Here is an 8,959-nt window from a genome sequence, read left to right on the forward strand (position 1 = left end):
TAACGTTAAAGATTTTGAGTTGATCAGGTAAAGCACTTAAATGTTCTAAACTTGTTGTAGTAATAAATGTTTGAACATTCTCTTTGATTCCCTCTAAGAGTTTTAGTTGACGATGGTTGTCAAGTTCACTCATGACGTCGTCAAGTAAGAGAATCGGATAATCGTTGGTAACGGTTTTTATTAGCTCAATTTCTGCTAATTTCAATGATAAAATAAGGCTTCTTTGTTGCCCTTGGCTACCAAAAGTAGCATTGATATCATTAATAAAGAAAGTAATATCATCACGATGAGGTCCGATGCTTGTGTTTTTCTTAAAGATGTCTCTTGAGTGGCTTTTAGATAATTGGTTTAAAAAATGTTCCCTAATACTTGACTTATCTGTAAACTCTATTGACGATTTGTAGTGAATAGATAAATGTTCTAACTCAGTACTGATAATGTAGTGATGTTTGTCCGCTTCATCATTTAGGGCTTGGATAAAATCAAAACGGTGTTCAATGACACGACTTCCATAATCAGCTAATTGTTCATCAAGGACTGTTAAAAAAGTTTTGTCGACGTTATTAGTAGTTTTTAGATAAGTGTTTCTTTGTTTTAATACATGATTGTAATTTGAAAGTTCAGCTAAGTACGTTGGCTTAATTTGTCCAATATCTATATCTAAAAATTTTCGTCTTAGACTAGGTGCACCTTTAACTAATTGAAGATCTTCAGGGGCAAAAAGTACGACAGTCATAGCCCCAATATAATCAGATAATTTTGCCTGTTTAAGATGGTTAACTTTAGTGATTCTTCCTTTTTCAGATAATTGAATATCTAAGTTAAGATGGCCACTTTTGCGGATTACCTCACCTGTAATTTGTACATCATGGTGTTTAAAATGTACAAGTTCTTTATCAGAACGGGTACGGTGACTTCGAGTCAAAGCCAAGAAGTAGATTGCTTCTAAAAAATTTGTCTTTCCTTGAGCATTGCGGCCAATGAAAATATTGAGGTTGGGTGAAAAATCTACTTGTGCTTCTTCATAATTACGATAATGTTTTAAAGAAATATTTTTTATCCACATTTTTATGTCCCTGGAAAGCGAACTGGTTTTTTGCTAGTTTTTGATTTATCTTTGTTGGTGTTTTTATTCATTTCTTTAACGATTTCTGAAACACGCTGTTTTTCAGCTATTTCTACATTACGTTCTTCAATTTCTTGATCTGATGGCTTCCTTATAATGATCTCGATATTTTGATCAGGAATAGTAATAATATCCCCCAGGCGGAGTTTCTTTCCACGCCTATTTTCAAGGTCACCGTTAAACAATACTTGATTATCCGCTAAAAATTTTTTAATGGCTCCGCCACTTTGAATGATACCAATCTCTTTTAGAAGTGATTGTAAAGTAATATATTCATCAAATAATTTATAATCCATGACTTTTTAATCTCCAATTTTAGATATCACATCATTATAGCATAAAATTATTTTTTGAGTTGAACTTATGATATGGAGACAAGGTATAAAAAATGGGAGTAAATATTGGTTGACGACTTTGTCAATTTTGAAGAAGATTGAAATTTAGAATTAATCATATCTTGGATATTTAATCTTTTTTAACGCCTTTAAAAATGATATAATCTTAGCTAACAATACAGAACACAAAGGATATTGAATGAAAATAGTTGAAGGCGTTTCTCTACATTTAATTAAAAACCAACAATTTAAGACTAATCATCTTACTTTTCGATTTTCAGGTGATTTTAATAATAAAACAGTAGCACGTAGATCGCTCGTTGCTCAAATGTTAGTTACTGCAAATGCTAAGTACCCTAAGGTACAAGAATTTCGAGAAAAGTTAGCTTCCTTATATGGTGCTAGTTTATCAACTAAGATTTCTACTAAGGGTCTTGTTCACATTGTTGATATTGATATTGTATTTGTTAAAAATACCTTTACTTTAGAACAAGAAAATATCGTTGAACAAATTATTACATTCTTGGAGGATATGCTGTTTTCTCCTTTAATTTCTTTAGAACAGTATCAAACATCTATTTTTGATACTGAGAAGAAAAACCTTATTCAATATTTAGAGGCCGATATTGAAGATAATTTTTATAGCAGTGACTTAGCACTAAAATCTTTATTCTACAATAATAAGACACTTCGTTTACCTAAGTATGGTACAGCATCTTTAGTGGAATCAGAAAATTCATTTACAGCTTATCAAGAATTTCAGAAGATGCTTAAGGAAGATCAATTAGATATTTTTGTCGTAGGAGATTTTGATGACTATCGAATGATTCAGGCATTTAATCGTATGGCATTTGAGCCACGTCACAAAGTATTAGCTTTTGATTATACGCAGACTTATGAAAATATCACGAGAAGTCAAGTAGAAGATAAGGACGTTAATCAATCTATTATGCAATTGGCTTATCATCTTCCAATAACTTATAAAGATGAAGATTATTTTGCTTTAATAGTATTTAACGGTTTATTTGGTGCTTTTGCCCATTCCTTGTTGTTTACAGAAATTCGAGAAAAGCAAGGTTTAGCCTATACTATAGGTAGTCAATTTGACAGCTTTACAGGTCTCTTTACGATATATGCAGGTATTGATAAAGAGAATCGTGAGCGTTTTTTGAAGCTTATTAATAAGCAATTCAATAATATTAAGATGGGCAGGTTCTCTTCTACATTATTGAAACAAACAAAAGATATATTGAAAATGAACTATCTTTTAGCTTCTGATAATCCTAAGGTCATAGTTGACCACATTTATCATGAACATTATTTAGATCAGTTTCATACTTCAGCACTATTCATTGACAAAGTAGACGATGTAACAAAATCAGATATTGTCAGCGTAGCAACAAAATTAAAATTACAAGCTTTTTATTTTTTGGAAGGAAACTAGGATGACAGTTAATAAAATAACTTATCAGAACCTTCAGGAGGAAGTATATAAGTTAACATTAGAGAGCGGACTAAATGTATACCTTATTCCAAAACCATCATTTAAGGAAACTGTTGGAGTATTGACAGCAAATTTTGGATCACTCCATACAAAATATACGAGGAATGGTTGTGTAGAACATTATCCGGCAGGAATTGCTCACTTCTTAGAACATAAATTATTTGAACTGGATAAAGGACAAGACGCTGCAACTCAATTTACTAAATATGGCGCCGAGAGTAACGCCTTTACAACTTTTGATAAAACTAGTTTTTATTTTTCAACTATAAGTCACATTACAAACTGCTTAGATATACTACTTGACTTTGTATTGACAACAAACTTTACAGAAGAGTCAATTACTAAAGAAAAAGATATTATCAAACAAGAAATTGAAATGTATCAAGATGACCCAGAATATAGGCTTTATCAAGGAGTGTTATCGAACCTTTACCCCAACTCTCCATTAGCATTTGATATCGCTGGAGATTACCAATCAATTTCTCAAATAACCTTAACCGATTTACAAGAAAATCACAAAGACTTTTATCAGTTGTCTAATATGAATTTAGTTCTTGTTGGACAATTTAGTCCACAAGAAATTATAACTTACCTTCAAAAAAATTCTCATTTCACAAGTTACTCACAGAATATTGACCGAGATTCTATTAGTCTTGAACCTGTTATAAAAAACAACTCTTGCCATATGACAGTGACAAAACCTAAATTAGCTATTGGTTATCGAAAATCAAATCATATGATACATGGTTCTTACCTAAAAGAGAAAATCGGATTACAGCTATTTTTTGCAATGCTTTTAGGATGGACTTCTACAATTAATCAAGACTGGTACGAATCTGGTCAAATTGATGACTCTTTTGATATAGAAATTGAAGTTCATCCAGATTTTGAGTGCGTTATTATTTCTTTAGATACGACAGAGCCAATTGCTTTTTCAACTCAGTTGAGGTTATTGCTAAAAAATGCTTTGCAATCATCTGATCTTACCGAAAGCCACTTACAAAACGTTAAGAGAGAGCTCTATGGCGATTTTTTAAGAAGCTTAGATTCTATTGAAAATCTCGCAATGCAATTCGTCACCTATTTATATGATGGAAAAACGATGTATTTAGATTTGCCATCTATCGTTGAAGAATTAGACTTGGAAGATGTCATTACGATTGGTAAGGATTTCTTAGATAATGCTGACACATCTGACTTTGTTATTTTTCCAAAATCTTCGTAAATAATCTGAAATTTTGATATAATAAGGAAGCTTAGACATCTATAAAGTTGGTATGTCAAAAGTCTTTTACTAGTTTTGAAATAACATAATATAGGAATACTATGTTTCCAAAAGGAGAATTTATGGTGAAGAAAGAAAATATTCCGAATCTATTAACTGTAGTCAGAATTTTAATGATTCCGTTATTTATAGTATTAACTTCAGTAACAACAAGTACAACTTGGCATATTGTTGCAGCTATTGTATTTGCTATTGCAAGCTTGACCGATTACCTAGACGGTTATCTAGCACGTAAATGGCAAGTAGTAACAAATTTTGGGAAATTTGCAGACCCATTAGCTGATAAAATGCTAGTTATGAGTGCTTTTATCATGTTAGTTGGACTAGGCTTAGCACCGGCTTGGGTTTCAGCTATTATCATTTGTAGAGAGTTAGCAGTTACAGGTTTGCGTTTACTTTTAGTTGAAACAGGTGGAACAGTACTTGCTGCAGCTATGCCAGGGAAAATAAAGACGGCTACTCAAATGTTTGCAGTTATTTTTTTGTTAGTACATTGGATGACACTTGGTAACATCATGTTATACATTGCTTTATTCTTTACCTTGTATTCAGGCTACGACTATTTTAAAGGTGCAGGCTTCTTATTTAAGGATACTTTTAAATAATGACAAATATTATTACTGTTAATAATCTCTTTTTTAAATATGATAGTAATCAAACACATTATCAATTGGAGAATGTATCGTTTCATGTGAAACAAGGAGAATGGCTATCTATTATCGGTCATAATGGTTCTGGGAAATCCACTACTGTTCGTTTAATAGATGGGCTTTTAGAGGCGGAGTCAGGCCAGATTATCATTGATGGACAAGAGTTAACCGAAGATAATGTCTGGGAGTTACGTCACAAGATTGGCATGGTATTTCAAAATCCTGATAACCAATTTGTAGGGGCAACTGTTGAAGATGACGTCGCCTTTGGTTTGGAAAATAAAGGTATTCCTTTGAAAGACATGAAAGAAAGAGTGGACCAAGCACTTGATTTGGTAGGCATGTCTGAATTTAAAATGAGGGAGCCTGCACGTTTATCTGGGGGACAAAAGCAGCGTGTAGCCATTGCAGGAGCTGTAGCTATGCGTCCACAAGTTATCATCTTGGATGAGGCGACTAGTATGCTTGATCCTGAGGGACGATTGGAACTGATAAGAACGATACGAGCTATTCGTCAAAAATATAATCTTACTGTTATTTCAATTACACACGACTTAGATGAAGTTGCATTGAGTGATCGTGTCATCGTTATGAAAAATGGTAAAGTTGAGTCGACATCCACTCCAAAAGCGTTATTTGGTCGTGGAAATCGTTTGATTAGTTTAGGTTTAGATGTTCCCTTTACAAGTAGGTTAATGGCAGAACTGGCTGCTAATGGTCTTGATATAGGGACAGAGTATCTTACAGAGAAGGAATTAGAAGAACAATTATGGGAATTGAATTTAAAAATGTAAGTTATACCTATCAAGCCGGCACTCCTTTTGAAGGGCGTGCCCTTTTTGACGTCAATCTGAAAATTGAAGATGCTTCCTATACCGCGTTCATTGGGCACACAGGTTCTGGAAAATCAACTATTATGCAACTTTTGAATGGTTTACATATTCCTACAAAAGGTGAGGTAATTGTCGATGATTTTTCTATTAAAGCAGGGGACAAGAACAAAGAAATCAAATTTATAAGGCAAAAAGTTGGTTTAGTTTTTCAATTTCCAGAAAGTCAGCTTTTTGAAGAGACAGTTTTAAAGGATGTTGCTTTTGGACCACAAAATTTTGGTATTTCTCAGATTGAAGCTGAAAGGCTGGCTGAAGAAAAATTAAGGTTAGTTGGTATCAGTGAGGATTTATTCGATAAAAATCCATTTGAACTTTCTGGAGGGCAGATGAGGCGGGTTGCTATAGCTGGTATTTTAGCGATGGAACCCAAAGTACTAGTACTGGATGAGCCAACAGCTGGACTTGATCCTAAGGGAAGAAAAGAATTAATGACTCTTTTTAAAAATCTTCATAAAAAAGGAATGACTATCGTCTTAGTGACTCACTTAATGGACGATGTAGCGGATTATGCTGACTATGTGTATGTTTTAGAAGCAGGGAAAGTAACCTTATCAGGACAACCAAAACAGATTTTTCAAGAAGTAGAACTTTTAGAAAGTAAACAATTAGGAGTTCCCAAAATCACCAAGTTTGCTCAAAGACTATCTCATAAGGGATTAAATTTACCTAGTTTACCAATTACTATTAACGAATTTGTGGAGGCTATTAAGCATGGATAAATTGATTTTGGGACGTTACATACCAGGTAATTCTCTCATTCATAAATTAGATCCTCGAAGTAAGTTACTAGCCATGTTGCTTTTTATCATTATTGTTTTTTGGGCAAATAATGTAGTGACAAATGTGATCGTATTCATTTTTACGTTGGTTATTGTGGGTTTATCTCAGATAAAATTTTCCTATTTTTTCAATGGTATTAAACCGATGGTTGGTATTATTTTATTTACAACCCTCTTCCAGATGCTGTTTGCACAAGGCGGGCAGGTTATCTTCTCGTTTTGGATTTTTAGCATCACTAGCCTTGGGTTACAACAAGCAGCACTTATTTTTATGAGATTTGTTTTAATTATCTTCTTTTCGACATTACTTACCTTAACTACTACTCCGTTAAGTTTAGCAGATGCTGTTGAATCTTTGTTAAAACCATTGGAAGTACTGAGAGTACCAGCACACGAGATTGGTTTGATGTTATCCCTTAGCTTACGTTTCGTTCCTACTTTAATGGATGATACAACACGTATCATGAATGCTCAAAGAGCTCGTGGAGTTGATTTTGGAGAGGGAAACCTAATTCATAAGGTTAAGTCCATTATCCCTATTTTGATTCCATTATTTGCTTCTAGTTTTAAAAGAGCAGATGCGTTGGCAATTGCTATGGAAGCAAGAGGTTATCAAGGTGGAGCCAATCGTAGTAAGTACCGTTTATTGAAGTGGACTATTCGGGATACTTTTAGTATATTACTTATGTTATTATTGGGTTTGAGTTTGTTTCTATTAAAAAATTAAAAGGTTAAGATCAGTTTATGGTCTTAGCCTTTTCATTTATATAATGTGAAAAGCCCAACAACTTTACTTAAAGAAAACTAAAAATTATTTTTTGGAGGCCTTTTCTTTATTAATTTACAATTTATTTGTAATAAATTTCATCTAAGGCAAAACAATTAGTAATATTTACAAGGTATGATAGTACGCGTATCAATTAATGAAAGAGAGCATATATTATGTCAATAACCTCGGTTAAAAAAACAAAACCATTTAAATTAGGAGTGGCAGGTCTTTTAGTGGGTGCTTCATTAGCTTTACCACTTTCAGTAAGCGCAGCATCTTATACCGTGAAATCAGGTGATACCTTATCAGCTATTGCTAAAAATCATAAAACTACGGTACAAGAGTTAGTGTCTCTCAATAGTATCAGTAACGCTGATGTCATCAGTATAGGTGATGTTTTAAAATTGGATAATTCTACAGCTAGTCAAGCAGAAGCAAAATCTCAACCAACAATTGAAAATTCAATGAATTCTTCATCAAATTTGAGTTCAAGTGATTCAGCTGCAAAAGAAGAAATAGCTCGTCGTGAATCAAATGGTAGTTATACTGCACAGAATGGACAATATTATGGAAGATATCAACTGTCTCAATCTTACCTAAATGGCGACTTATCTCCTGAAAATCAAGAAAAAGTAGCGGACAATTATGTGGCTTCTCGTTACGGATCTTGGTCGGCAGCGCTATCATTTTGGAATAGTAACGGTTGGTATTAATAAAAGTTGATAAAACAAAGAGATTTACTTAAAATTAAATCTCTTTGTAATATTTTTAACATCTATTCAATTGCAAGGTAACAAATAAAGTATAATATAGGTAACATGAATAAAAGAAGAAAATTATCAAAATTGAATGTAAAAAAACAACATTTAGCTTATGGAGCTATCACTTTAGTAGCCCTTTTTTCATGTATTTTGGCTGTAACGGTCATCTTTAAAAGTTCACAAGTTACTACTGAATCTTTGTCAAAAGCAGATAAAGTTCGCGTAGCCAAAAAATCAAAAATGACTAAGGCGACATCTAAATCAAAAGTAGAAGATGTAAAACAGGCTCCAAAACCTTCTCAGGCATCTAATGAAGCCCCAAAATCAAGTTCTCAATCTACAGAAGCTAATTCTCAGCAACAAGTTACTGCGAGTGAAGAGGCGGCTGTAGAACAAGCAGTTGTAACAGAAAATACCCCTGCTACCAGTCAGGCACAACAAACTTATGCTGTTACTGAGACAACTTACAAACCTGCTCAACACCAGACAAGTGGCCAAGTATTGAGCAATGGAAATACTGCAGGGGCGGTCGGATCTGCTGCAGCAGCACAAATGGCTGCTGCAACAGGAGTCCCTCAGTCTACTTGGGAACATATTATTGCCCGTGAATCAAATGGTAATCCTAATGTTGCTAATGCCTCAGGAGCTTCAGGACTTTTCCAAACGATGCCAGGTTGGGGTTCAACAGCTACAGTTCAGGATCAAGTTAATTCAGCTATTAAAGCTTATCGTGCTCAAGGTTTATCAGCTTGGGGTTACTAGTGAATAGCTATAAATTAACTTTACACTATTGTCAATAATAATTACAGATTGCTAAAATAAATAAATAAAAACGCTACAGTAAAGCTGTAGCGTTT

General features: G+C 33.6%; 10 protein-coding genes. 8 read left to right on the forward strand and 2 right to left on the reverse strand.

Going from position 1 to position 8,959, the window contains the following annotated elements:
* A partial coding sequence (recF, locus tag HMPREF9171_RS10080) for a DNA replication/repair protein RecF (protein ID WP_000264864.1) occupies positions 1-1,066 on the reverse strand: 1,066 nt, incomplete at its 3' end.
* Positions 1,067-1,068: 2 nt separating this feature from the next.
* Entirely contained in the window at positions 1,069-1,422 is a 354-nt protein-coding gene (gene yaaA / locus HMPREF9171_RS112675) for a S4 domain-containing protein YaaA (protein ID WP_000384868.1), read from the reverse strand.
* Between the two features lie 238 nt (positions 1,423-1,660).
* On the opposite strand from yaaA, the gene yfmF reads away from it, so the two are divergent.
* The 8 genes from yfmF to HMPREF9171_RS112635 all read left to right on the forward strand — a co-directional run bounded on the left by yfmF (position 1,661) and on the right by HMPREF9171_RS112635 (position 8,864).
* Complete coding sequence (yfmF, locus tag HMPREF9171_RS112670) at positions 1,661-2,905, forward strand: EF-P 5-aminopentanol modification-associated protein YfmF (RefSeq protein ID WP_000706187.1); 1,245 nt, start codon at positions 1,661-1,663, stop codon at positions 2,903-2,905.
* 1 nt (position 2,906) lies between these two features.
* The gene (gene yfmH, locus HMPREF9171_RS112665) at positions 2,907-4,190 is read left to right on the forward strand and encodes an EF-P 5-aminopentanol modification-associated protein YfmH (protein ID WP_000217756.1); all 1,284 of its coding nucleotides are present in this window, start codon (positions 2,907-2,909) and stop codon (positions 4,188-4,190) included.
* Between the two features lie 122 nt (positions 4,191-4,312).
* A complete protein-coding gene (pgsA, locus tag HMPREF9171_RS112660; RefSeq protein WP_000239225.1) occupies positions 4,313-4,855 on the forward strand; it encodes a CDP-diacylglycerol--glycerol-3-phosphate 3-phosphatidyltransferase in 543 nt (180 codons plus the stop codon).
* Positions 4,855-5,694, forward strand: a complete 840-nt coding sequence (locus tag HMPREF9171_RS112655; protein ID WP_000181757.1) for an energy-coupling factor ABC transporter ATP-binding protein — start codon at positions 4,855-4,857, stop codon at positions 5,692-5,694. Before pgsA ends, HMPREF9171_RS112655 begins: the two co-directional genes overlap by 1 nt.
* Complete coding sequence (locus tag HMPREF9171_RS112650; RefSeq protein ID WP_000510606.1) at positions 5,670-6,512, forward strand: energy-coupling factor transporter ATPase; 843 nt, start codon at positions 5,670-5,672, stop codon at positions 6,510-6,512. The genes HMPREF9171_RS112655 and HMPREF9171_RS112650 overlap by 25 nt, the downstream gene beginning before the upstream one ends.
* Positions 6,505-7,299, forward strand: a complete 795-nt coding sequence (locus HMPREF9171_RS112645) for an energy-coupling factor transporter transmembrane component T family protein (protein WP_000359357.1) — start codon at positions 6,505-6,507, stop codon at positions 7,297-7,299. The genes HMPREF9171_RS112650 and HMPREF9171_RS112645 overlap by 8 nt, the downstream gene beginning before the upstream one ends.
* Positions 7,300-7,514: 215 nt before the next feature.
* On the forward strand, positions 7,515-8,054 hold the full coding sequence (apf, locus tag HMPREF9171_RS112640; protein ID WP_000029072.1) for an aggregation-promoting factor: 540 nt from the start codon (positions 7,515-7,517) through the stop codon (positions 8,052-8,054).
* A 105-nt stretch (positions 8,055-8,159) separates the two neighbouring features.
* The gene (locus tag HMPREF9171_RS112635) at positions 8,160-8,864 is read left to right on the forward strand and encodes a transglycosylase SLT domain-containing protein (protein WP_001042662.1); all 705 of its coding nucleotides are present in this window, start codon (positions 8,160-8,162) and stop codon (positions 8,862-8,864) included.
* Positions 8,865-8,959 lie beyond the last annotated feature (95 nt).

The organism is Streptococcus agalactiae ATCC 13813, from assembly GCF_000186445.1.
Taxonomy (GTDB): Bacteria; Bacillota; Bacilli; order Lactobacillales; family Streptococcaceae; genus Streptococcus; species Streptococcus agalactiae.